The organism is Stutzerimonas stutzeri (assembly GCF_000952685.1).
Classification (GTDB): Bacteria; Pseudomonadota; Gammaproteobacteria; order Pseudomonadales; family Pseudomonadaceae; genus Stutzerimonas; species Stutzerimonas stutzeri_E.
Window position 1 is genome coordinate 579,749 of record NZ_JYHV01000037.1, and the last position, 22,077, is coordinate 601,825.

Annotated in this window: 16 protein-coding genes and 1 tRNA gene; 14 read left to right on the forward strand and 3 right to left on the reverse strand. The window is 62.7% G+C overall.

Annotated features, from left to right (window positions below; genetic code table 11):
* The first annotated feature begins 65 nt into the window (after positions 1–65).
* Together UF78_RS21235 and UF78_RS21240 are read left to right on the forward strand one after the other, a co-directional pair.
* The gene (locus UF78_RS21235; protein ID WP_045164192.1) at positions 66–1,430 is read left to right on the forward strand and encodes an inorganic triphosphatase; all 1,365 of its coding nucleotides are present in this window, start codon (positions 66–68) and stop codon (positions 1,428–1,430) included.
* Between the two features lie 182 nt (positions 1,431–1,612).
* On the forward strand, positions 1,613–3,397 hold the full coding sequence (locus UF78_RS21240; RefSeq protein ID WP_045164193.1) for a GspE/PulE family protein: 1,785 nt from the start codon (positions 1,613–1,615) through the stop codon (positions 3,395–3,397).
* A 131-nt stretch (positions 3,398–3,528) separates the two neighbouring features.
* On the opposite strand, the gene UF78_RS21245 is transcribed toward UF78_RS21240, so the two are convergent.
* On the reverse strand, positions 3,529–4,236 hold the full coding sequence (locus tag UF78_RS21245) for a murein L,D-transpeptidase catalytic domain family protein (RefSeq protein ID WP_045164194.1): 708 nt from the start codon (positions 4,234–4,236) through the stop codon (positions 3,529–3,531).
* A gap of 225 nt (positions 4,237–4,461) precedes the next feature.
* Between UF78_RS21245 and UF78_RS21250 the strand changes: the two genes are divergently transcribed.
* From UF78_RS21250 to UF78_RS21265, 4 genes are all read left to right on the forward strand, one after another.
* Positions 4,462–6,111: a L,D-transpeptidase family protein gene (locus UF78_RS21250; protein ID WP_230623712.1), complete on the forward strand. Its 1,650-nt coding sequence runs from the start codon at positions 4,462–4,464 to the stop codon at positions 6,109–6,111.
* A gap of 222 nt (positions 6,112–6,333) precedes the next feature.
* A complete protein-coding gene (locus UF78_RS21255; RefSeq protein ID WP_052679350.1) occupies positions 6,334–10,707 on the forward strand; it encodes a PAS domain S-box protein in 4,374 nt (1,457 codons plus the stop codon).
* 66 nt (positions 10,708–10,773) lie between these two features.
* Positions 10,774–11,082 carry a DUF2388 domain-containing protein gene (locus UF78_RS21260; RefSeq protein ID WP_045164196.1) on the forward strand — a complete coding sequence of 103 codons (309 nt, stop codon included), beginning with the start codon at positions 10,774–10,776 and terminating at the stop codon, positions 11,080–11,082.
* A gap of 88 nt (positions 11,083–11,170) precedes the next feature.
* Complete coding sequence (locus UF78_RS21265) at positions 11,171–11,596, forward strand: OsmC family protein (RefSeq protein ID WP_045164197.1); 426 nt, start codon at positions 11,171–11,173, stop codon at positions 11,594–11,596.
* 65 nt (positions 11,597–11,661) lie between these two features.
* Here UF78_RS21265 and UF78_RS21270 read toward each other — a convergent pair whose 3' ends face one another.
* Positions 11,662–12,765: a TRAP transporter substrate-binding protein gene (locus tag UF78_RS21270; RefSeq protein ID WP_045164198.1), complete on the reverse strand. Its 1,104-nt coding sequence runs from the start codon at positions 12,763–12,765 to the stop codon at positions 11,662–11,664.
* A 196-nt stretch (positions 12,766–12,961) separates the two neighbouring features.
* Between UF78_RS21270 and UF78_RS21275 the strand changes: the two genes are divergently transcribed.
* From UF78_RS21275 to UF78_RS21310, 8 genes are all read left to right on the forward strand, one after another.
* Positions 12,962–13,507 carry a TRAP transporter small permease subunit gene (locus tag UF78_RS21275; protein ID WP_045164199.1) on the forward strand — a complete coding sequence of 182 codons (546 nt, stop codon included), beginning with the start codon at positions 12,962–12,964 and terminating at the stop codon, positions 13,505–13,507.
* Positions 13,500–14,876, forward strand: a complete 1,377-nt coding sequence (locus tag UF78_RS21280; RefSeq protein ID WP_045164200.1) for a TRAP transporter large permease — start codon at positions 13,500–13,502, stop codon at positions 14,874–14,876. The genes UF78_RS21275 and UF78_RS21280 overlap by 8 nt, the downstream gene beginning before the upstream one ends.
* 93 nt (positions 14,877–14,969) lie before the next feature.
* The gene (locus UF78_RS21285) at positions 14,970–16,202 is read left to right on the forward strand and encodes a methyltransferase (protein WP_045164201.1); all 1,233 of its coding nucleotides are present in this window, start codon (positions 14,970–14,972) and stop codon (positions 16,200–16,202) included.
* Between the two features lie 75 nt (positions 16,203–16,277).
* Positions 16,278–16,353, forward strand: a tRNA-Thr gene (locus tag UF78_RS21290).
* 328 nt (positions 16,354–16,681) lie between these two features.
* Complete coding sequence (locus UF78_RS21295) at positions 16,682–17,074, forward strand: GFA family protein (protein ID WP_045164202.1); 393 nt, start codon at positions 16,682–16,684, stop codon at positions 17,072–17,074.
* Positions 17,075–17,836: 762 nt separating this feature from the next.
* Entirely contained in the window at positions 17,837–19,165 is a 1,329-nt protein-coding gene (locus tag UF78_RS21300) for a flippase (RefSeq protein WP_045164203.1), read from the forward strand.
* On the forward strand, positions 19,162–20,217 hold the full coding sequence (locus UF78_RS21305) for a nitroreductase family protein (RefSeq protein ID WP_045164204.1): 1,056 nt from the start codon (positions 19,162–19,164) through the stop codon (positions 20,215–20,217). The genes UF78_RS21300 and UF78_RS21305 overlap by 4 nt, the downstream gene beginning before the upstream one ends.
* A gap of 8 nt (positions 20,218–20,225) precedes the next feature.
* A complete protein-coding gene (locus UF78_RS21310; RefSeq protein ID WP_045164205.1) occupies positions 20,226–21,410 on the forward strand; it encodes a polysaccharide pyruvyl transferase family protein in 1,185 nt (394 codons plus the stop codon).
* Positions 21,411–21,470: 60 nt separating this feature from the next.
* Here UF78_RS21310 and UF78_RS21315 read toward each other — a convergent pair whose 3' ends face one another.
* Positions 21,471–22,076 (reverse strand): DedA family protein, encoded by a 606-nt coding sequence (locus UF78_RS21315; protein ID WP_045164206.1) that lies wholly within the window; start codon positions 22,074–22,076, stop codon positions 21,471–21,473.
* Between the last annotated feature and the right edge of the window lies 1 nt (position 22,077).

Below are 22,077 nucleotides of genomic sequence, written 5' to 3' on the forward strand. Positions count from 1 at the left end.
TGACCTCAAAGGGCCGCTACCAAGTGACGTAGGTCACACTCAAACATAGGCATCATCTCGGCACCATGCAGAAAGAAACCGAAATCAAACTGCGCGCCAGTCGCGAAACCCTGTTGGCGCTACGCGATCACCCGCTGCTGAAAAAGCGCAACAAGAGCGGCTGGCAGCGGCATGAGCTGTTCAACCAATACTTCGACACCCCCACGCGCGAGCTTGCTCAGGCCAAAGTCGCGCTGCGCCTGCGTCGCGACGGCGAGCAGTTCATCCAGACGTTGAAAAGCCGCGGCCAGAGCGTGGCCGGGCTGTCCGAACGCAACGAGTGGGACTGGTACCTGGACAAGGCCAAGCTGGATACCAAAAAGCTCACCGACGATTGCTGGCCCACCAGCCTCGCCGAGCTGGACAAGAAGAGCTTGAAGCCGATCTTCACCACCGATTTCGTGCGCGAGAAAGCCGAAATCGCCTGGGGGCGCGGCAAGACCAAGGTGGTCATCGAAGCGGCGCTGGACTTGGGCAAGGTCATCGTTGGCAAGCAGAGCGAAGAGATCTGCGAGCTGGAGCTTGAGCTGCGCCAAGGCGAGCCTGAAGCCTTGCTGGAGTTGGCCGCCGAGCTCGCGGCCGATCTGGCGCTGATGCCCTGCGATATCAGCAAGGCCGAGCGGGGCTACCGCTTGTACGACACCGACAGCTACTCACTGAGCCTTCCGGTGCCGCCTCTCGAGGCGACAATGCCGCTGGATGACGCCTTCGCCGCGCTGGCCTGGCATCTGCTGGGCAACAGCCAGCGGCTGGCCGAGCAATACCGCTTCAACGGCCACTGGAAGCTGCTCGGCGAGTGGCTGCAACAATTGGTCGAGCTACGCGCCCTGCTCGGCAGCCTCGGCCAGGCCGCACCGCGTGCCACCAGCCGTGAGCTGCGCGAGCAGCTCGACGCGCTCGTCCAGGAATGGCGCCCGAGGGTCGAAGCCGGGCAGGATGACGAAAGCGCACGCAAAAGCGCACCCGAGGCCTTCGCCGCAGAACTGGCGCAGCCGCGCTGGGGCCTGTTCTCGCTGAAGGCCTCGCTGTGGTTGCTGCAACGGGGCTGGACAGTTGGCCGCAATAACCGTGGCAACCGCCAGGGCGCAGCCGAGCTGGGCAATTGGCTGCCACGCCAGCTGGCCGAAGAAGCCGCAGCGCTGCAGCTGCAACGCTATCAGCAGCAACCCGAAGACCTCGCCGAACAGCGCCCACGCATGGAGCGGCTGCTCGTCTGGTTGCATCTGGCCCGTACCACCCTGGACCTGCCGGAAGTCGATCGCCTCTACGGTGAGCTGGCCAAGCTCTATGCGTTGGCGCAGCAACCGCTGGACGACGAATTGCTCGACGCCCGCGTAGCCCAGACGCATACGGTCTGGACGCTAAAAGCCTGGAAGATGCTGCAGAAGTAAGCCAGAGCCAAGCCCACGGTGGATCGAGTTACCGATCCACCGTGGGCCGATCGGGTGATAGGACGCTGCGTAACGATCTTTCGTCAAGCGCCGACACTGCGCAAAGTTGAACCGTCGTGGCAGACAGGACGCGCGTTTAACGGCAAGCTTGGCCCTCGTCTCCATCCTGCTCGAAGGGCCCCATGTCCGTGTTGAATTCCCCCGCCCAGGACCGCTTTCTCGACCTCAACGACCTGTTACGTGATCTCGTCGCTCAGGGCCGGCTGCAACAGGAAACCGCCGAGCAATGCATGACGTTGCGGCGCAGCGCGGCGAACGCTCAGCAGCATCCGCTGGAATTTCTGGGCGCCCAGCAACTCGACGACCTGACGCGGCCCGGCAAGAAACTCGACCTCGAGACTCTCACCGTCTGGCTCGCCGAGCAGGCCGGACAGCCCTATTTGCGCATCGACCCCCTGAAGATCAACGTCGCCGCGGTCACACCGTTGATGTCCTACGCCTTTGCGCAGCGCCACAAGATTCTTGCCGTGGCGGTGGACAGTTCGGCGGTGACCATCGCCAGCAGCCAGCCGTTCGTGAAGAGCTGGGAAGCCAACCTCATCCACGTGCTCAAACGGCCAATCAAGCGGGTCGTTGCCAATCCGGTCGACCTGCAGCGCTTCACCGTGGAGTTTTACCGCCTGGCCAAGTCGGTCAGCGGCGCCACCGCGACCGATCAGAAGGTCAGCGGTGCCGGCAACTTCGAGCAGCTGCTCAATCTCGGCGCCAGCGATCAGGAGCCGGATGCCAACGACTCGCACATCATCAATATCGTCGACTGGTTGTTCCAGTACGCCTTCGATCAACGTGCCAGCGATATTCACATCGAGCCACGGCGTGAACAGGGTACGGTGCGCTTTCGCATCGACGGCGTGCTGCACAACGTCTACCAGTTCCCGCCACAGGTGGCGATGGCGGTGGTCAGCCGCCTGAAGACCTTGGGTCGGATGAACGTAGCCGAGAAGCGCAAACCGCAGGACGGCCGGGTCAAGACCAAGACCCCGGACGGCGGCGAGGTCGAGCTGCGCCTGTCGACCCTGCCAACCGCCTTCGGCGAAAAGATGGTGATGCGGATCTTCGACCCGGAGGTCTTGCTCAAGGGGTTCGATCAGCTGGGCTTCTCTGCCGAGGACCTGCGCCGCTGGCAGAGCATGACCGGCCAGCCCAACGGCATCATCCTGGTCACCGGTCCCACCGGCTCGGGCAAGACCACCACGCTTTACACCACGCTCAAGCAACTGGCGACGCCCGAGGTGAACGTCTGCACCATCGAGGACCCGATCGAGATGATCGAGGGCGCCTTCAACCAGATGCAGGTACAGCACAACATAGACCTGACCTTCGCCAGCGGCGTGCGCGCACTGATGCGTCAGGACCCGGACATCATCATGGTCGGCGAGATCCGTGACCTGGAAACCGCAGAAATGGCGATCCAGGCGGCGCTCACCGGGCATCTGGTGCTGTCCACGCTGCATACCAACGACGCACCGTCAGCAATTACCCGTCTGCTCGAGCTTGGCGTGCCGCACTATCTGCTGCGCGCCACATTGCTCGGAGTCATGGCTCAGCGCCTGGTGCGAACGCTCTGCCCGCACTGCAAGGCGCCGGTTCAGCTGGATGCCGATGACTGGCAGGCCCTGACCAAACCCTGGAACGCGCCGCTGCCGAGCAATGCACAACAGGCGGTGGGCTGCATCGAATGCCGCGACACCGGCTATCGCGGCCGCGCTGGGGTCTACGAAATCATGCTGCTCAATGACGCCATCAAGCCACTGATCACCGCCGATACCGACCTCATCGCCTTGCGCCGCCAGGCCTTCAAGGACGGCATGCACAGCTTGCGCCTGTCCGGCGCGCAGAAGATCGCCGCGGGACTGACCACGCTGGAGGAAGTGCTGCGAGTGACGCCGCAGAGCGAGCAGAAATAGGCCGGGCTGGACGCTCGTAGGGTGGATGTCGCTTTTTGCATCCAACAGACACCGCCCGGTGGATCGATAAAGCGTGATCCACCCTACGCCAGACGATGCTTTGTCCGCGCCGCCACCTGCTTACCGTAAAGTCAGCCCTGCCGCGCCGCCAGTATCCCCGCCACGCGCGCAGGCTCGCAATTCAGATAAGCCGAGGACTGCAGCCAGTCCTGATCGGGATACCAGGAAAACATGAACTGCCCACCCTTCAGGCTATCGACCACCATGCGCGCCACTTCCGGGCGCACCGCCGGGCAGCCCTGGCTGCGGCCGATGCGGCCCTGAGTAACGATCCAGGTAGGATTCACGTAGTCGGCCGGGTGGATCACGATGGCCCGCTCACGCGCCAGATCGTTCACGCCAGGCTCAAGACCGTCCATGCGCAGCGAGTAGCCGTGCTTGCCGCTGTAGCTCTCGGCCGTGCGGAACAGACCGATACTCGACTGGTGGCTGCCGAGCACATTGGAGAAGCGCGTGGCGAGGTTTTCGCCAGACTTCTTCCCATGAGCGACATAATCTTCCAGCAACAATCGGCGCTGTTGCAGGTCAAAGATCCACAGTCGGCGCTCCGACGACGGCAGCGAGAAATCGATCACCGCCAGTCGCTGCGCGGGGTTAGCGCCATTGTTGACCGCGCACTGCATGGCCGCGACGGCGTGCGTAAGCACTTTGGGGTTGAGCGAGGGCGCCAGTGGGACCAAGCTGTCCACGATCGGCTGGTAGGAAGGGCTGGCCGCCAGCAGCGGCGTCGACAGGAGCAGGCCTGCCATAAGACAAAGGCGTCGGAACGAAACCATCATGTGTTGAACTACCTCACCGACGCCAAGGCCAAACGTCCCTTTTGACAGGCGCCTCACACACTGCGGCCCGGGAGGCGACAGCGAAACAGGTCAGACAGGAGCGGACAGGCTCCCACTTCGTCTGACAGATCATTTTGTAGTGGCCCGAAAGGGTCTGGTTTTCCCAAAACCGCAGCGGATCTGCGGCGGAGTCTAGCAGTCGGTGGGATGACCGGGAGTGAAGCGTTGTACAAAAAACATGCATTTCGTCTGGTTATCGCTCTGTTGTTCGTACCCTTTCTGGCGTCGGCGCAACCGACCAGCGAGCCATACAACCCCATCCGTAACGCCCTGCAGGTGCTGCCCAGCGTCTGCGAGGGTCCCCTCGCCCAGATCGACCAAAGCGCTCTGCCACCGCTGACCGAGCTTTATCGCCGGCACCAGTTCGCTGCGCTGTGGACCTCCTACGCGCAACTCGACGAACTGCTGGGGCAGCTCCATGAACTGGTTGATGACGGCTTGAACCCCGCGGCTTACCATCCCGAAGCCATTCGTCATGCCCTGCAGACGGCCACGACCGAACCGTTGCATCGCGAGTGCAGCGACATTCTCGCCACGCACGCCTATCTGCTGGCGCTGCGGCACCTGACTCAAGGGCGTTTGCCGCAGGATCGTCTCGAGCCGGTCTGGCGCAGCCCCAGCGCCGCGGCCCAACAAGAAGCGGACACCCGCTTACTGGCAATCGCCGACGACGGCCTGACGCATCTCGAGCAGGCCTTCGACAAGGCGCGCCCAGCGCTCGAGCAGTACCACAATCTGCGCAAAGCGCATGCCCGCCTGCGCGCCGAACCTGCGCAGCGTTGGCTGCCGATCCCACCGGGGCCGACCTTGCGCCCCGGCATGTCGGATCCTCGGGTTCCGCTGCTGCGCCAGCGCTTGGCCAGCGATGGCTATCTCGTCGACGTGGTCGCTACGGGAGCGCTCGAAACACGCTATAGCCCGCCCATCGAGCAGGCACTCAAGGCCTTCCAAACCCGCCACGGACTGCAGGACGACGGTGTGCTGGGCGCTGATACGCTGGCCGCATTGAACACATCGCCGAGCGACCGGCTGAATCAGCTGAAGATCAACCTGGAACGGTTCCGTTGGCTGTCTCGCGACATCGAAGCACGCTCGCTGCTGGTCGACATTGCGGGCGGACGGGTCATCTATTTCCGCGACAAGCGTCCACGCTGGGAGGCCCGTAGCCAGGTCGGTCGCGACACCCGGCAGACCCCCGCGATCAAGTCGACTGTCACCCGCCTCACCCTGAATCCGACCTGGACCGTGCCACCGACCATCTTGCGCGAAGACAAACTGCCCAAGATCCGCGAGGATCTGGGCTACCTCGCCCGGCAGGGCCTGCAAGTACTCGATTATCAGGGCAACACGCTGGATCCGGAGCAAGTTGACTGGAACAGTCCCGGCAGGATCCTGCTGCGTCAGGCGGCGGGCCCCGACAACCCGCTCGGACGTCTGGTGATTCGCTTTGCCAATCCCTTTTCGATCTATCTGCACGACACGCCGAGCCAAGGCTTGTTCGCCCGTTCACAACGCGCGTTCAGTTCCGGCTGCGTCCGCGTCGAGTCGGTGATGCAATTGGTCGATCTACTGCTGGCCGATGGCGAACACGAGCGCTTCTCTCGGCTGCTCGCGACGGGCCAGACGCACGAGTTCGGTCTGGCCAAACCCACTCCGATCCTTCTGGCCTACTGGACAGCCGAAGCGGACAGCGCGGGACAAGCAAGCTACCGGCCGGATATCTATCACCGCGACCCCGACTTGCTGGCCGCACTGCTCGCTGCCGACCGACTACGGTTGCTCGAGGGACCGCAGCCCGACGCAGGCAAACAATAGCCGCGACGCGATGGCTGACCGAGCGTTCGCAGGCCTGCGACCGGACCGGCGGCACTGGCAGACTGTCCGCAGGCCAAGGTCTACTTGCCACAAATTCCACCCAGAGTATCTTTCGCAGCCGCAATCACCAACAGATGAACAAGCAGCACCGCTACACGCAATTGCTCGGGCCGTACGGCTGAGCATGTCATTCTCGACGCCATGGATAGCCGAGCAGAAATTGTGAACCTGGAGAACCTAGACAACACGGGGAGCGGGGCCGACCGACTGGCCACGCTGGGCCGTTACCGTATTATCGGCAGTCCGTCAGAAGCAGCGTTCGACGATCTGGCGCTGCTCGCGGTGGAGCTGTGCGGCTGCTCCAGCGCGGCCATCGTACTCATCGACGGTGAACGTCAGTGGCTGAAAAGCTTCATCAGCAACGAGGACAACCCCCACGAGCCGAGCCGGACGCTATGTGCCCGCGCAGTCGGCCGTTCACAGCCATTGGTGATCCCCAGTCTCGCCGATGAGCCGCTCGCCGAAGGCCTCTCCGGCTTCTTCGCCGCCGTGCCACTGGAAAGCCCGCAAGGCCTGTCGCTCGGCGCGCTGTGCGTGATGCACAGCCAACCGCAGCAGCTGTCGGAGCGGCAACTGGCGTACCTGCAAACCTTGGCCCGTCAGGTGATGGCGCTGCTGGAGCCGCGCCATGCCCTCTCAACAAGCGAGAACGACCCGCGAGACGAGGGCTCGCCGGGTTACGCGGCCTCGGTACGCGAGGCTGAGAAACGCTACCGCGCACTGGTCGATCTCAGTCCCCAGGTGATCTGGCAGTGCGATGCCAGCGGCTCGCTGATTTTCTGCAACCGCTATTGGTGCGACTTCACCGGGCTATCGACCGAAGAGTCGGCTGGCTGGGGCTGGCTCAGCGCCGTCGCGTCGGACCACCGGGAAGCAGTGCTGCAGCAGTGGAGCTCAGCGTTGAAAAGCGGCAAGTCGGGCAGCTTCGAAGTGCCCCTGCTCGCTGCTGACGGTTGCCCGCGCTGGTTCCAGGGCTCCGGCGCGCCAGTCTACGACCAGGACGGTCGCCTGTTGCATTGGGTGCTGGTGGCCCAAGACATACACGAACGGCGCCGCGCCGAGACCGAGCGGCTGGAAAGCGAGGCGTTTACTCGCAGCCTGCTGGACTCGGCCAGCGAGGGCTTCTATTCCGTCGATACCCGCGGCTTCGTCACCCTGTGCAACGAGGCCTTCGTCAGGTTGCTCGGCTTCGCCAGCAAGGATCAGGTGCTTGGCCAGCAGCTGCATCAGGTGATCCACCACAGCCACCCGGACGGTTTGCCCTACGCCGTCGAAGATTGCCCCATCCAGCGTACCGCCAGTACCGGCGAGCCTGCGCATGTCGAATATGAACTGTTCTTCCGACAGGACGGCAGCAGCCTGCCGGTGGAGTACCGGGTCGCACCGCTCTACCGCGACGGGATCCTGCAAGGCGCCATCTGCACCTTCACCGACATCAGCGAGCGTGCACGCGGCGAGGCGCAGCAGGCTTATCTGCTGGACCTCAGCGACCACCTTCAGGACACCGATGGCCGTATCGAGCTGACCGACATCATGGCCGAGCAACTGGCTCCACTGATGTCGGTGGAGTGCATCGCCAGTGGTCATCTCGACGAGCACGGCGGCCTGGTCATCGACCACTACTGGCCGCCGGACACCAGCAATCGCGCCGAGCCGTATCCGCTTGGCGACTGCGCAAACATTCTGCGGCTGAGATTATCGCAGGGCCTTATCGTGCCGTTCGAAGACCTGCTGGACGAAGCCGGCTGCCGCGACAAGTGCGACGCCCTGCATGAACATCTCGGCTACCGCAGCCTGTTGCTGGCACCATTGTTGGGATTGCCCGCCAATTGCGCCTTCCTGCTGTTCGCCAGTCGCCAACCCAGACCCTGGAGCCAGGCCGACATTTCGCTGGTGCGCGAAGTGGCCGAGCGCGTCCGTGCGGCGGCCGATCGTACGAGGGCGCGCAAAGCCTTGCTCGAGGCCGAGCAGCGGGTCAGCCTGGCCAACGAGATCGCCTCGATCGGTGTCTGGGAGTACGACTTCGAGCGCAACACGTTGCATTGGGATGCGCAGCTCAAGGCGCTCGCCGGGATCGCCCCGCATGAGCCGGCACTGTCGGTCGACGAGTTCCTCGCACGGGTCCATGCCGACGATCGGCGCGTCCTGCTCGATGCCTTCCGCAGCGCCCTGGAAGGCGTCGGGGACGGCGAGTTGAACCTCGACTACCGCGTCTATGACGAGGCCAGCGATCGATTCCGCTGGCTGACCAACCGCGGCCGTCGGCTGTTCGATGCCGACGGCAGGATTCGCCTGCTCGGTACCGCCCGGGAAATCACCGACGAACGCAACGCAGAATTGAAGTTGCTGCGCATGAACGCCTTGCTCGAGGAACAGATACAGGAGCGTCAGATAACCGGGCAGCGGCAATCGGTGCTGATGGAGCTGGGCGACCTGCTACGCGGACAGCCAGACAGCGCCACTATCGTCGCGGCGGCTGTACGCGCCTTGGGTATGACCCTCAACGTAACCCGCGCCGCCTTCCTGAGTGTCGATCCCGGCGGTCAGTACGCCACCGTCGAACGTTACTGGAGCGACGGTGCGTTGGGCGACTATAGCGAGCATATGTGCTTCGCTGACTACGGTGACTTCATCTATGACCTGCAGAATGACGAGCTGGTGGTTGTGGATGACGTCCTGCACGACACCCGCACCGCCGCGCAGGCCGCAAGCCTGAGGCTGCGACGCATACAAAGTCTGGTCTGCGTGCCGCTGCACGAACAGGGGCGCCTGAGCGCCGCGTTGATCTTGTTGCAGGACCGTCCGCGCCAGTGGGCCGAAGACGACATTTCCTTTATCCGCGAAGTCGCCGACCGCGCCTGGACCGCCGACGAGCGGATGCGCGCCGAACGCGCCTTGCGCGCCAGTGAGGAGCAGTTCCGCACCCTCGCCGACAACATGAGCCAGTTCGCCTGGATGGCGGACCCGGCAGGACGCATCTACTGGTACAACAAGCGCTGGTACGACTACACCGGCACCACCCTGGAAGCCATGCGCGCGCTGGGCTGGCGGTCGGTGCATCACCCCGATCACCACGTACGCGTCAGCGCCTCGATGAAGCGCGCCGTCGCCATTGGCTCGATTTGGGAGGAAACCTTCCCGATGCGGGGCAAGGACGGTCAGTACCGCTGGTTTCTCGCACGTGCCGTGCCCATTCGCGACGACTTCGGTCAGGTCACGCACTGGTTCGGCACCAATACCGACATCACCGCACAGGTGGCGGCCGAAGAAGCGCTGCGCGAGCTCAACGACAACCTCGAACGGCGCGTTGCCGAGCGCACCCGCGAGCTGGCGGAGATCAACCACCTGCTGCACTTGGAAATGGGCGAGCGCGCGCGCGCCGAGGAAACCCTGCGCCACGCGCAGAAGATGGAAGCCATCGGCCAGCTCACCGGCGGCCTCGCTCACGACTTCAATAACATGCTGACGGGTGTGCTGGGCGCGCTGGACCTAATCCAGCGCCGGGTCGCCAGCGGACGGCTGACCGACCTCAACCGCTATGTCGATGCGGCGACCAGTTCGGCCAACCGAGCCGCGGCCCTGACCCACCGTTTGCTGGCATTCGCCCGTCGCCAGTCACTCGATCCGCAACCGGTGGACGTCAACCAGCTGGTGCGGTCGATGGAGGACATGCTGCGCCGAACCATGGCCGAACACATCCAGTTCGACACCCATCTGCAGTCGGACCCCTGGCAGGCCTACACCGATGCGCACCAACTGGAAAACGCCCTGCTCAACCTGGTAATCAATGCCCGCGACGCCATGGGCGACGGCGGCAGGCTGGTCATTCAAACCGGCTGCGTACAGATCAGCAGTGCGCAACCCGACGGTCCCGAACCCGGCGACTACGTCACCCTCAGTGTGGCCGACAATGGTTGCGGCATGCCGGCTGACGTGGTTGCCAAGGCCTTCGATCCGTTCTTCACCACCAAGCCCATCGGCCAGGGTACTGGCCTCGGTTTGTCGATGGTCTATGGCTTCGTCAAGCAGACCGGCGGCCATGTACGCATCGACAGCACGCCCGGTCAGGGCACGCTGATCACCCTGTTCCTGCCGCGCAATCGAATCCATACGCAACAGCAGGAGGACCTTCGCAGTACGCCCATGGCGATCCAGGGCGCCCGGACCAATGAAACGGTGCTGGTTGTGGAAGACGAAGCCGCCGTGCGCATGCTGGTGGTCGAGGTGCTTCAGGAACTGGGCTACAAGGTTCTCGAGGCCGTGGACGGCGCCAGCGCGCTGCCCCATCTACAGAGCGATCAGCGCATCGATCTGCTGGTCAGCGATTTCGGCCTGCCGGGTCTCAACGGTCGACAATTGGCTGAAGTCGCCCGCCAGCACCGGCCGGATCTACGCGTGTTGTTCATCACCGGCTACGCACCGAACGCCGAGGTTCGCGGAGAGTTCCTCGCACCCGGCATGGACATGCTGGCCAAACCCTTCAGCATCGACATGCTCGGGGCCAAGGTTCGTCAGTTGATCGAACGCAGCGGATAGTCGCAGCAAGGAACTCTGCCGACCGCTGCGTACTCTCTAGAAAAGGATCAAGCGGAGGCATCAATCATGCGCAGAACAATACTGGCGGCAATCACCCTGAGCTGTATTCCCTTTGGCGCGGCGATGGCGGACGGCGATTTCGTCCGGCAGGTCCTGTCCTCGGGCGCGACCACCGCCTCCACCTATATGACCTTCAAGGATGACAAGCGAGTCGCTGCCGCCCGGGAGGACGCCGGTAGCTTCGTCGCCAGCGATGGCGCCATTCGAGGCCCCTATCTCGAAGCGATGCTGATGAAGCTACGCAGCGAGCAGCCACAGTTGCAGGCCAGTGACATGCAGCTGGCCAACGCCATTCTCGCCGCCGAACAGCAGTAGGTCACGAAGCAGGCCGACCGGTACGAGGTCGGCCTATTGCTCCGTGTGCAGCCACGTGGCGGTATCCGTTCCACTCGCAGGAGGAGACATGAAAAAAACCGCATCCGCCGTCTGGCAAGGTGATTTGAAAAGCGGCAAAGGCACCATCAGCACCCAGAGCGGCGCGCTGAAAGACAATCCCTACGGCTTCAATACCCGCTTTGAAGAAGCACCCGGCACCAATCCCGAGGAGCTGATCGGTGCCGCCCATGCGGGCTGTTTCTCCATGGCATTATCGATGATGCTCGGGCAGGCCGGACTTACGGCCGAGCGCATCGAGACCTCGGCGGAAGTTACCTTGGACAAGGTCGGCGAGGGTTTCTCGATCACTGCCATCGCCTTGACCCTCAAGGCTAAGGTTCCAGGGGCTGACGAAAACCAATTCCAGCAGATCGCCAATCAGGCGAAGGAAGGCTGCCCGGTCTCCAAGGTCCTCAACGCGCAGATCAGCCTGAACGCCACCCTGGAGAGCTGATTCGGAAGGCAAAAAAAAACGCCGCCCAACTGGGCGGCGCTTTCGTTTCGGACGACTTGCGACGATCAGCCGCGAATGTTGTAGATGTCCTTTTCGTTCAGCTCGGCGTATTCGTACAGACGCTTGAGATAGGCGCTCTGCTGATCCCAGACTTTCTTCGCAACCGGGTCGGCCGCGGCAGAAGCGTCGACCACTTCGGCCGCGACTTCCTTCAGGCGCGCCAGCACGTCGTCGGGCAGACGACGTACTTCGACGCCCTGCTCGCGCAGTTGCTCCAGTGCTTCCATGTTCTTGGCGTTGTAGTCGTCGAGCATGTCGCCGTTGACCGCACGGGCAGCGGCACGAACGATGGCCTTGAGGTCGTCCGGCAGGGTGTCCCAGGCCTTCAGGTTGACGTCCAGCTCGAAGGTCACGTTCGGCTCCTGCCAGCCCGGGGTGTAGTAGTACTTCGATGCCTTGTGCAGGCCCAAGGCGAGGTCGTTGTACGGGCCGATCCACTCAGTGGCGTCGATGGCACCGGTCTGCAGCGCGGTGAAGATCTCACCGGCCGGCATGTTGACCACGGTCCCGCCCATCTTGGTCAGCACTTCGCCGCCCAGGCCCGGGGTACGCATCTTGAGCCCGTTGAAATCGTTGACCGAATTGATTTCTTTGTTGAACCAGCCCGCGGTCTGTACGCCAGTGGCGCCGCAAGCCATTGGCAGTACGCCGTAAGGCTTGTACACCTCCTCCCACAGCTCCATGCCGCCGCCGCGGTGCAACCAGGCGTTCATTTCCTGAGCGTTGGGCCCGAACGGCAAAGCGCAGAAAAATTGCGCGGCCGGGACCTTACCCTTCCAGTAGTAAGGAGCGCCATGGCCCATTTCGGCGGTGCCGCGCGAGACGGCGTCGAAGACTTCCAGCGCTGGCACCAGCTCGCCAGCGGCATACACCTTGACCGTCAGGCGCCCGTCGCTCATTTCATTGACCAGCTTGGCGAAGTTCTCCGCACCGACGCCCACGCCAGGGAAATTCTTCGGCCAGGAAGTAACCATCTTCCAATTGAATTTCTCGGTGCTTGCACTGCCTTCGGTTTTGGCTGCGGTTTTCTCGGTTTCCTTGTTGCAACCCGCCAGCGCGGTTGCAGCCAGGCCGACACCAGCGGCGGCCAGAATTTGACGACGTTTCATGAGTCACTCCTTGTTGTTGTAATGCTGAAGATCGGAACCCCCGAACTCAGGTGGTTCTAGCTATCATATGGCTATCTCTCGCTCAAGCACCGCGACTACGTACAAGGACTACGTACGTAGTACTGCCGGTTGCGGCTCCAGCGCGCAGCCGCCTAGAATCGCCGGCCTTCTGGGCCATAACAATAAAGGATCTGCCATGTCGAAACACGCCCCTCCACTGCTCGGTCTCTCCAGGATGATCGACGCCGTGAACGCCCGCTTCGGACAGGCCTGCGCCTGGCTCACCCTATTCCTCGTCCTCGGCACCGCCGTGGTCGTGGTGTTGCGCTACGGTTTCGGCATCGGCGCAACCGCCTTGCAGGAAGCCGTCCTTTACGCACATGCATTGGTTTTCATGGGTGCCGCCGCCTGGGTTCTACAGCGCAACGGCCATGTCCGCGTCGACATCTTCTATCAGCGCTTCAACCCTCGCTACCAGGCCTTGGTCGAAGTGCTCGGCACCCTGCTGTTTCTTCTGCCGGTCTGCCTGTTTCTCGGCTGGGCCAGCTGGGATTACGTCAGCAACTCCTGGGCGACCCTCGAGGGCTCCAGCGAGTCAGGCGGCCTGAAGTTCGTCTTTCTGCAGAAAAGCATCATTCTCGTCCTGGTTGTCTCTCTGAGCCTGCAAGGCCTTTCCGAAATCATCAAGGCCGCGTACATCGTCGCCGGTCGCATGCCCGCATCGGAGGTGAAGCATGGCTGAGATGATGGCGATACTGCTGTTCATCAGCATCTGCGCGGCCTTGATGGCCGGCTACCCCGTGGCCTTCACCCTGGGCGGCGTCTCGCTGCTGTTTGCCGGCATCGGCATGCTCACCGGCACCTTCGATGGCGGCTACCTGAGCGCGCTGCCGAATCGCCTGTTCGGCATCATGAACAACCAGACGATGCTGGCAGTGCCATTATTCGTGTTCATGGGCGTGATGCTGGAAAAGAGCCGCGTGGCTGAGGACCTCCTCGAATCCATGTCGCGATTGTTCGGCACCCTGCGCGGCGGCCTGGCGATTTCCGTATGCGTAGTGGGCGCGCTGCTTGCGGCCAGCACCGGCATCGTCGGCGCCACGGTGGTGACCATGGGCCTGCTGGCATTGCCGACCATGTTGCGCCGTGGCTATGACCCGGCCATCTCCACCGGCACCCTGGCCGCTACCGGCACTCTGGGCCAGATCATCCCCCCTTCGATCGTGTTGGTGCTGTTGGGCGACGTGATGTCCAGCGCCTATCAGCAAGCCCAGCTGAAGATGGGCATCTTCTCGCCAAAGACCGTTTCGGTCGGTGACCTGTTTGTCGGCGCGCTTCTTCCCGGCCTGCTATTGGTCGGCCTGTACATTCTCTACATCATCGCCGTGGCGGTCTTTCAGCCGAAGAAGCTACCGGCGCTGCCACAAGAAGAGCTCGGCCCGATCGAGTGGGGCAAGCTGATCAATGCGCTGGTACCACCGCTGCTGCTGATCAGCGCCGTGCTCGGCTCGATCCTGGCCGGCTACGCGACGCCCACCGAGGCCGCTGCGCTGGGCGCACTGGGCGCGATGATCCTGGCCTTCTACAAGGGCAAGCTGAATTTTGGCCAGCTGCGCGACGTGGCCTACGGCACCACCGAGATCAGTGCCATGGTGTTCCTGATCCTGATCGGCGCCTCGCTGTTCTCCCTGGTTTTCCGCGGTTTCGGCGGCGAAGCGCTGATTGAGGACGTCTTCGCGCAGTTGCCAGGCGGCGTGCTCGGTGCGTTCTTCCTGGTGATGGTGGTGATCTTCCTGCTGGGCTTCATCCTGGACTTCATCGAAATCACCTTCGTGGTGGTGCCGATCGTCGGCCCGGTGCTGCTGGCCATGGGTTTGGACCCGGTGTGGCTCGGGGTGATGATCGCACTTAACCTGCAGACCTCGTTCCTCACGCCGCCCTTCGGTTTCGCCCTCTTCTACCTGCGCGGCGTGACGCCGAAATCCGTGCCCACCAGCACAATCTACAAAGGCGTGCTGCCGTTCATCCTGATCCAGATTCTGCTGCTGGTGATCGCCTATCAGTTCCCTGGCCTGGTCACTTGGCTGCCCGAGCAGGTTTACGGCAAATAGTCCCATGCAGACGCCCGGTTCGACGGGCGTCTGGCTTTTCGGCAACCGGTTTCGGCGCGATCATAGGGGCCGAGCCACCATCGCCGAGCCCTCATGCCCCCAGAATCAATCCGCCACGCACAACTGGCTGAGCGCTTTCAGCAGCTCGACACCTTTCTGCTGCGGCATCAGGCGTTATGGCGACCGCGCCCGTTCACTCAGCGAAACCTGCTCTGGGAAGCGGACCACCCCGAGCTTGCCCGATGGCTGCGCAGCCGCTCGCTGGCAGAAGCCGAGGCGGCACACAACCATCCCGTCGACCTCATGGCGCCCACGCCATTTCCCCTACTGGCTGAACAAGCCACGGCCTTGAGCGTCATCGATGAGTTGCCCCGGTCACCACCCACCCGTGCTGATGCCCGGCAGGCTGTCGACGTGCCTGGGCGCAAATGGCTGCAAATCCGGGCATTCGACTCGGCGCTGGCGTTCGACGAAGCCCCGCGGCACTGGCTCGACTGGTGTGCAGGCAAGGGCCATCTCGGACGTCAACTGGCCGCTCGTGGCGGCACATTGACCTGCCTGGAATGGGATTCGGCGCTGGTCGCGGAGGGCAGCCGTCTCAGCGAGCGGCTTGGCATCGCCGCGACACATCACCAGCAGGACGTGATGGATGAAAGCGCTACCACGCAACTCAGCCCGACAGTGACGCCGGTGGCGTTGCACGCCTGCGGCGATCTGCATGTCCGCCTGATCGATCTGAGCATCGCGCAGCGCTGCCGCCGCCTGGCGATCGCGCCCTGCTGCTACAACCGCATCCAGGCCGCTCACTATCAACCCCTGTCGAAGCAGGCCGCACGCTCGAAGCTTCTGCTGTCCCGCGACGATCTCGGCCTGCCACTCAGCGAAACGGTCACCGCTGGCGCGCGCGAAAGGCGACAACGCGATCAGTCCATGGCCTGGCGCTTGGGCTTCGACCTGCTCCAACGTGAGCTACGCGGCGAGGACGTCTACCTGCCGACACCTTCTCTACCGTGCAGCTGGCTGAAAAAGAGCTTCGAAACCTACTGCCGCGACCTGGCCACGATGAAGAAGCTGCCCGAACCGCCCCCGCGGGACTGGGCCGCCCTCGAACGAGGCGGCTGGCAGCGCCTTGCCGAAGTGCGCAATCTAGAGCTGTTGCGCGGCCTATTCCGTCGTCCGCTGGAGATCTGGCTGCTGCTCGACCGCGCCTTGCTGCTGGCCGAAAATGGCTACGCGGTAAGGCTGGGCACCTTCTGTCCAGCCGAACTGACCCCACGCAATTTAATGCTGATCGCCGAACTCGACGACCACCGCGCAAACACATGAAGGACGTCATGCAAACAACTGGCAACAAACAGTTTACTCGCCGCGAGCAATGGCTATAATGGCGCCCATCTTTTAGCCGGTATAGCTCAGCTGGTAGAGCAACTGACTTGTAATCAGTAGGTCCCGAGTTCGACTCTTGGTGCCGGCACCATACAAATCAAAGGGTTACGCGGAAGCGTAGCCCTTTTTTGTTGGCTGAACGTTTCCCGGAAGGGATTTGTCACTTCGATTCCCTTTGGTCGAAACGAACCGACCGGCTCGGAACCAGCGCCCCGCCTTCTCGCAGCATCGCTGCCTGTTCTCTCGCCGCATGCCGATGAACAATCACGGATGTCGCCAATCAAAAACGACGGGGGTCTTTTCCTTGCAGCCTGGCGATGCTGTAAAGCCGATAACCGCGTAAGCCGGGCGCCGTTCGTGGACGTCCGGCAAAAGTCGCGGTAAACAATCCGAGCGACTGATTGAAGAGGAGGCGCAGCATGGTCCAATACAAAGGTGGCTGCCTTTGCGGCGGTGTCCGAATTGTGGCATCGGGCGCGCCGTACCGGGTCGGCCTTTGTCATTGCCTCGATTGCCGCAAGCATCACGGGGCTCTTTTTTACGCCGCTGCGGTGTTCCCTGAGGACGCGGTGGTAATCGAAGGCGAAACACGTGATTACGCTGGGCGGTTTTTCTGTCCGCGCTGCGGCTCGTCGGTCTTCGCCCGCACCGCAGACGAAATCGAAGTGAACTTGGGCTCGTTGGATGCCCCGGATCAACTGATGCCAAGTTATGAAAGCTGGGTCGTCCGTCGCGAGTCCTGGTTGCCGCCGTTCCCGCTCACGAGGCGATACGAGCATGATCGTGAAGGGACGGGCCGTGCTGAGGAGTAGAGGTATGCCGGTGAGAAGGCGCCGTGCGAGGTGACAGGAGCATGCCTTGGCCGAAGCTTTCGATCTCGCAGAACTCACCGCTGGTTCATGGCACATCAACGAGATGCTTCGGTCGCGATGCGCTTGCACTGCGTACCCTCTAGCCACGCCAGTTACGACTTCTGACGCTACAAACAAAAAGCCCCACCTCCAGAGAGGTGGGGCTTTTTTAGGGCTGTGTCCTGTCCTTTCGGCCGCTCCTTGCGGCAATTCCTTACGCCGAACCTGGCGCTTGCGAGATCCTTCGCGGCAGCTCACCCCAACCCAAACGTTGCAGGCTGGGCACCGCGCTAGGCGCTTCATGACGCGTCGAAACGGGTCACGGAGCGGCCAGCAACGGCAGCAGGGTTAAGAGATGCAGTGATGGCAAAAGTTCCACTTTTGAAATGAAAAGGCCATCAGATTAAGCGGATCGCTGCCGAACGCCGTAGCCGTGGCGCCCGTGCCATCCGATGCAGCTGGTCGGAGCGGAAATTGCGGGCGCGGTATTCGCAGGGTTGAACGATCGCGTATCGCTCGTACCGCCCCCCAGCGTGCAGTCGGGTATCGAGCCACCGCTGGCCTTTCGCCAGGGCCTGCGCGCAATCAACCGTTACGTCTGCGCGTTTGCTTGGTGCCGGAACATGAGGGGCAAAACGCGGTCTGCTGTGCGTCGCCACTCCAGCGCAACTGAAAGGCAATGCCTGCCACCACGGAGCCCGCCTTGAGGAGCCAGGCCACTTGATGACAGCGATCAGAAGCATCTTCGACAAACTCAAACTCTATTTTTTCAACGCCTCGTGGATGATGGCGGAGCGGCTGCTGAACATCGGCGTGGGCTTTGTCATGGCGATCGTGCTGGCCCGCTATCTGGGGCCTGAGCAGTTCGGCATCCTCGCCTACGCGATTTCGATGACGGCCATCTTCGCCTCGGCCGGCCATATGGGCCTGGCGGGCCTGGTGGTGCGTGAGGTGGTGAAGCAGCCGGCGGCGGTTCCGGAAACCCTGGGCACCACCTTCATGCTTAAGCTGAGCGGCATGACCCTCGGCTTTCTGCTGATCCTGATCTATGCCTCGCTTTTCGAGAAGGTAGGCGGCACCGAGTTCTGGATGCTGCTGATCGTCGCCTCGGCAATCTTCTTCCAGACCTTCGATGTGGTCGAATACTGGTTCCAGTCGCAGGTCCAGGCCAAATACCCGGCCATTGCGAAGTCCAGCGCGATCCTGCTCTCGGCCGGGCTGAAGCTGCTGATGGTGGTCAGCGGTGCCGGCGTGGTGGCCTTCGCCTTTGCCCATACGGCGCAGTTCGTCATGGCGGCGCTGATCCTCGCGCTGCTCTACAAGGGCACCACGCGCGTCTCACTGATGAGCTGGAAAGCCAGCTTCGCACGGGCGCGCGAGCTACTCAGCCAGGGCTGGATCATCTATCTCGGCTCGATCTTCGCGGTGGTCTATATGAAGATCGACCAGGTGATGCTCAAGTGGATGGTCGGCGCCGAGGAAGTGGGCGTCTATGCCGTGGCCGCACAGCTGTCGGAGGCCTGGTACTTCTTGCCAACGGCCATCGTCGCGTCCTTCTTCCCCAAGCTGATCAAACTGCACGAGGCCGACCCGGCCCGCTTCAACCAGCGCTTCCAGCAGCTGTTCGATCTGCTGTTCATCCTGGCCATCGCCGTTGCGCTGCTGGTGTCACTCGTCGCCGGGCCACTGATTTCCCTGCTGTTCGGCGCCGAGTACCAGAACTCTGCCTCGATCCTCACCATCCATATCTGGGCAGGCGTATTCATCTTCATGCGCGCGGCGTTCAGCCGCTGGATCCTGATCGAGGGGGCGCTGATGTTTTCCCTGATCACCCAAGGCCTCGGCGCGCTGGCCAATGTTGGCCTGAACGCGCTGCTGATCCCGCACTACGGCGGTGAAGGCGCCGCTATGGCAACCCTCATTTCTTATGCCGTCGCTTCGTACGCTGCGCTGCTGGTGCACAGCAAAACGCGCCCGGTCTTTCTCATGATGACCAAGTCGATGGTCAGTCCCATTCGCTATGCATTCAAAGCCGTAGGAGCCGCCCGATGAGCCTCATGTCCATCGCCAGAGCCTTGCCTGATCCCGTCAAGAACGCGATCAAGGCGACCCGGAGCACCACCGGCCTGGCTCTGGTCCGGCTGTTTTCCAGCACCGGCTTTCTCGCCTCGCTGTATTACTGCTTCGTCAGCCGTGAGTTCGACCGCGAGCACCGTGCAGTGCTGCTCGGACGTCTGAATTTCGCCCGGCGAATGCAGAGCAAGGGCGAGAACGACGCCTTTCTGCGGCGCAATGTTCACCGCCTGGAAAAAGGCTTGATCATGCGCCCGCGCCGCCCCACCTTCGCGGAGGATTACATCGGCCCCACCGTGCGCTGCTTTGCCGACGCGGCCCAGGCAGGCATCGTCAACGGCCAGCAACGCTGGGCCAACGATGTGCTCACCGACTACTTCTCAGCGGTCGGCAATACGCCGCGCATCGACTCGGCCAGGCAGGCGTTCGCCGGTACGCAGCGCGACGACGACAACCGCTGCGTGCCCTACCCGCACAGCCAGCTGCCGGAATGCCCGGTCAGCTACGACGAGCTGATGGTGCTGTTCCGCCGTCGCCGCTCGGTGCGCTGGTATCAGGACAAGCCCGTCAGCAGCGAACTGCTGGAGCAGGCGGTCCGCGCCGCCGCACTGGCGCCTTCGGCCTGCAACCGTCAGCCGTTCCGCTTCTATATCAGCAACGGCAAGGAAAAGGCCGCCGAGGTCGCCAAGTGCGCCGGCGGTACGGCGGGCTTCCACGACAACCTGCCGTGCGTGATCGCCGTGGTCGGCGATCTGGGCTGCTATCCCGAGGCGCGCGACCGCCACGTGGTCTATATCGACGGTTCGCTGGCAGCGATGCAGCTGATGCTGGCCCTGGAGAGCCTGGGCCTGTCCAGCTGCTCGATCAACTGGCCGGACGTCGAAGAACGCGAGCGCCAACTGGCGAAGATATTGGGCCTGGCCTACCACGAGCGCACCGTGATGCTGCTCGCCGTGGGCTATGCCGATCCAACGGGAGGGATTCCTTATTCGGACAAGAAGACCGAGACAGACTTGATCGTATACAACTGAGGTAAGCGATGATTATCGAGATCAGAAAGGCAGGCTTCGTCAATAAAGGCGCTGAGCTGATGTTGCATGCAGCGCTGCAGAAGCTGAAGGCCCGGTATCCAGACGCTACCTTCGTCATGGCACCCACTCCGAAGAAAGCCGAGCAGCCGTTCCGCAAACTGGTCCAGCTGGGTTTTTACCCCAAGGCCTGGCTGTGGCGCTATGGCATCCAATGGGGAACGCTGGCCAATTTCGCGCCGCGCCAGCTTCGTGAGATGTATGGCGTAGTGCTGGATAAAGAGGTCGATGTGGTCATCGACGCGGCCGGCTTCGCCTACAGCGATCAATGGGGCGAGAGCCCCTGCGCCGAACTCGCCCAGTCGGCCAAGCGCTGGAAGAAAAACGGCACCCGCGTGATCCTCATGCCCCAGGCGCTGGGCCCGTTCGAGTCCGAGAAGAACCAGGCTGCGATGAAGACGGTGGTCGAGAATGTAGACCTGATCTTCCCGCGCGAGCGCGTGTCGTACGAGCACCTGACCGGCCTGGTCGGCGAGCAGAGCAAGATCAAGCAGTCGCCGGACTTCACCAACCTGATCAAAGGCGTGTTGCCGGCGAATTTCGATACCGAGCAGAACCGTTTCTGCATCGTGCCCAACTGCCGGATGCTCGACAAAACCGACCAACAGACCCGCGATGCCTACCTGCCGTTTCTGATCAGTTGCACACGCTACCTGCTGGAGAAGGGCGCCAAGCCCTTCGTCCTGGTGCATGAAGGCAAGGATGATCAGCGGCTCGCCGACGAGTTGTCGGCGGCCGTCGGCGGCATCCCGATCGTCAAGGAAAGCGGCGCGCTAGAGATCAAGGGCATCCTCGGCGCCTGCAGCGGCACCCTGGGCAGTCGTTTCCATGGGCTGGTCAGTGCGCTGTCCCAGGGCGTGCCGGCGCTGGCCACGGGTTGGAGCCACAAGTACCAGATGCTGTTCGAGGACTACGGATTTCCCGAAGGGCTGGTGCAGGTCACCACCGACGAGGCTGAAATCAAACGCAAGATCGATCTGGTGACGGACGATGCCGAGCGGATCAAGGGCTTGATCCAGAGCCGTACCGATCAGCTCAAGCAGCAGTCCGAGCAGATGTGGCAGCAGGTCTTCGCTGTGATCGATCAATGCGAGCGCATCCGCCACGATCGCCACGCGGCGGTGGGCGCGGCCTGAAGCTTGATGGCACTGGCCTGGTGAGGCACTGAAAGGGCAGCGTGGGCTTCGGCCCACCTGTCAGCCATGCCGGGCAAATCGCTGGCGGACCAGCCGGTACAGATAGTAAACGACGAACAGAACCACCACGCCGGTGGAGATCGGGTCGAGGTATTGCGCGACCTTCTCGTATTGCGATTCGAGCGCAAAACCCGCCAGCGCCAGCAGGGCCGTCCAGATCAGCGAACCCAGGCTCGAATAGAGCAGAAACAGGGGCATCGGCATACCGACGATACCGGCCGGCACCGAGATCAGCGTGCGCACCGCAGGCATCAGGCGGCCAAAAAACACCGCCGCTTTGCCATGCCGATCGAACCAGGCACTCGCCTTGTCGACATCTTCCGGCGACAGCGTCAACCAATGCCCCCAGCGTTTGGCCAGGCGCCTCATGCTCACCTGGCCAAGCCTGGCGCCGGCGTAGTACCAGGGCAGCGCACCCACCACCGAACCGGTCGTGCCGACAGCGATCACACCGATGAAGTTGAGCTCGCCACGTGCCGCGACAAAGCCGGCCAGCGGCATGATCAGCTCCGAGGGGATCGGTGGAAATATGTTTTCCAGCAACATCAGCGCGAACACGCCGAGATAGCCAAACGCCGATACCACCTCGACGATTTTGTCGAACATC

Excerpts from the sequence above, each read along its gene's own strand:
- UF78_RS21285 (WP_045164201.1), top strand. The coding sequence starts at position 14,970 with ATGCCCCCAGAATCAATCCGCCACGCACAACTGGCTGAGCGCTTTCAG.
- UF78_RS21270 (WP_045164198.1), bottom strand. The coding sequence starts at position 12,765 with ATGAAACGTCGTCAAATTCTGGCCGCCGCTGGTGTCGGCCTGGCTGCA.
- UF78_RS21260 (WP_045164196.1), top strand. The coding sequence starts at position 10,774 with ATGCGCAGAACAATACTGGCGGCAATCACCCTGAGCTGTATTCCCTTT.
- UF78_RS21310 (WP_045164205.1), top strand. The coding sequence starts at position 20,226 with ATGATTATCGAGATCAGAAAGGCAGGCTTCGTCAATAAAGGCGCTGAG.
- UF78_RS21280 (WP_045164200.1), top strand. The coding sequence starts at position 13,500 with ATGGCTGAGATGATGGCGATACTGCTGTTCATCAGCATCTGCGCGGCC.
- UF78_RS21245 (WP_045164194.1), bottom strand. The coding sequence starts at position 4,236 with ATGATGGTTTCGTTCCGACGCCTTTGTCTTATGGCAGGCCTGCTCCTG.
- UF78_RS21265 (WP_045164197.1), top strand. The coding sequence starts at position 11,171 with ATGAAAAAAACCGCATCCGCCGTCTGGCAAGGTGATTTGAAAAGCGGC.
- UF78_RS21235 (WP_045164192.1), top strand. The coding sequence starts at position 66 with ATGCAGAAAGAAACCGAAATCAAACTGCGCGCCAGTCGCGAAACCCTG.
- UF78_RS21295 (WP_045164202.1), top strand. The coding sequence starts at position 16,682 with ATGGTCCAATACAAAGGTGGCTGCCTTTGCGGCGGTGTCCGAATTGTG.
- UF78_RS21315 (WP_045164206.1), bottom strand. The coding sequence starts at position 22,076 with ATGTTCGACAAAATCGTCGAGGTGGTATCGGCGTTTGGCTATCTCGGC.
- UF78_RS21275 (WP_045164199.1), top strand. The coding sequence starts at position 12,962 with ATGTCGAAACACGCCCCTCCACTGCTCGGTCTCTCCAGGATGATCGAC.
- UF78_RS21305 (WP_045164204.1), top strand. The coding sequence starts at position 19,162 with ATGAGCCTCATGTCCATCGCCAGAGCCTTGCCTGATCCCGTCAAGAAC.
- UF78_RS21240 (WP_045164193.1), top strand. The coding sequence starts at position 1,613 with ATGTCCGTGTTGAATTCCCCCGCCCAGGACCGCTTTCTCGACCTCAAC.
- UF78_RS21300 (WP_045164203.1), top strand. The coding sequence starts at position 17,837 with ATGACAGCGATCAGAAGCATCTTCGACAAACTCAAACTCTATTTTTTC.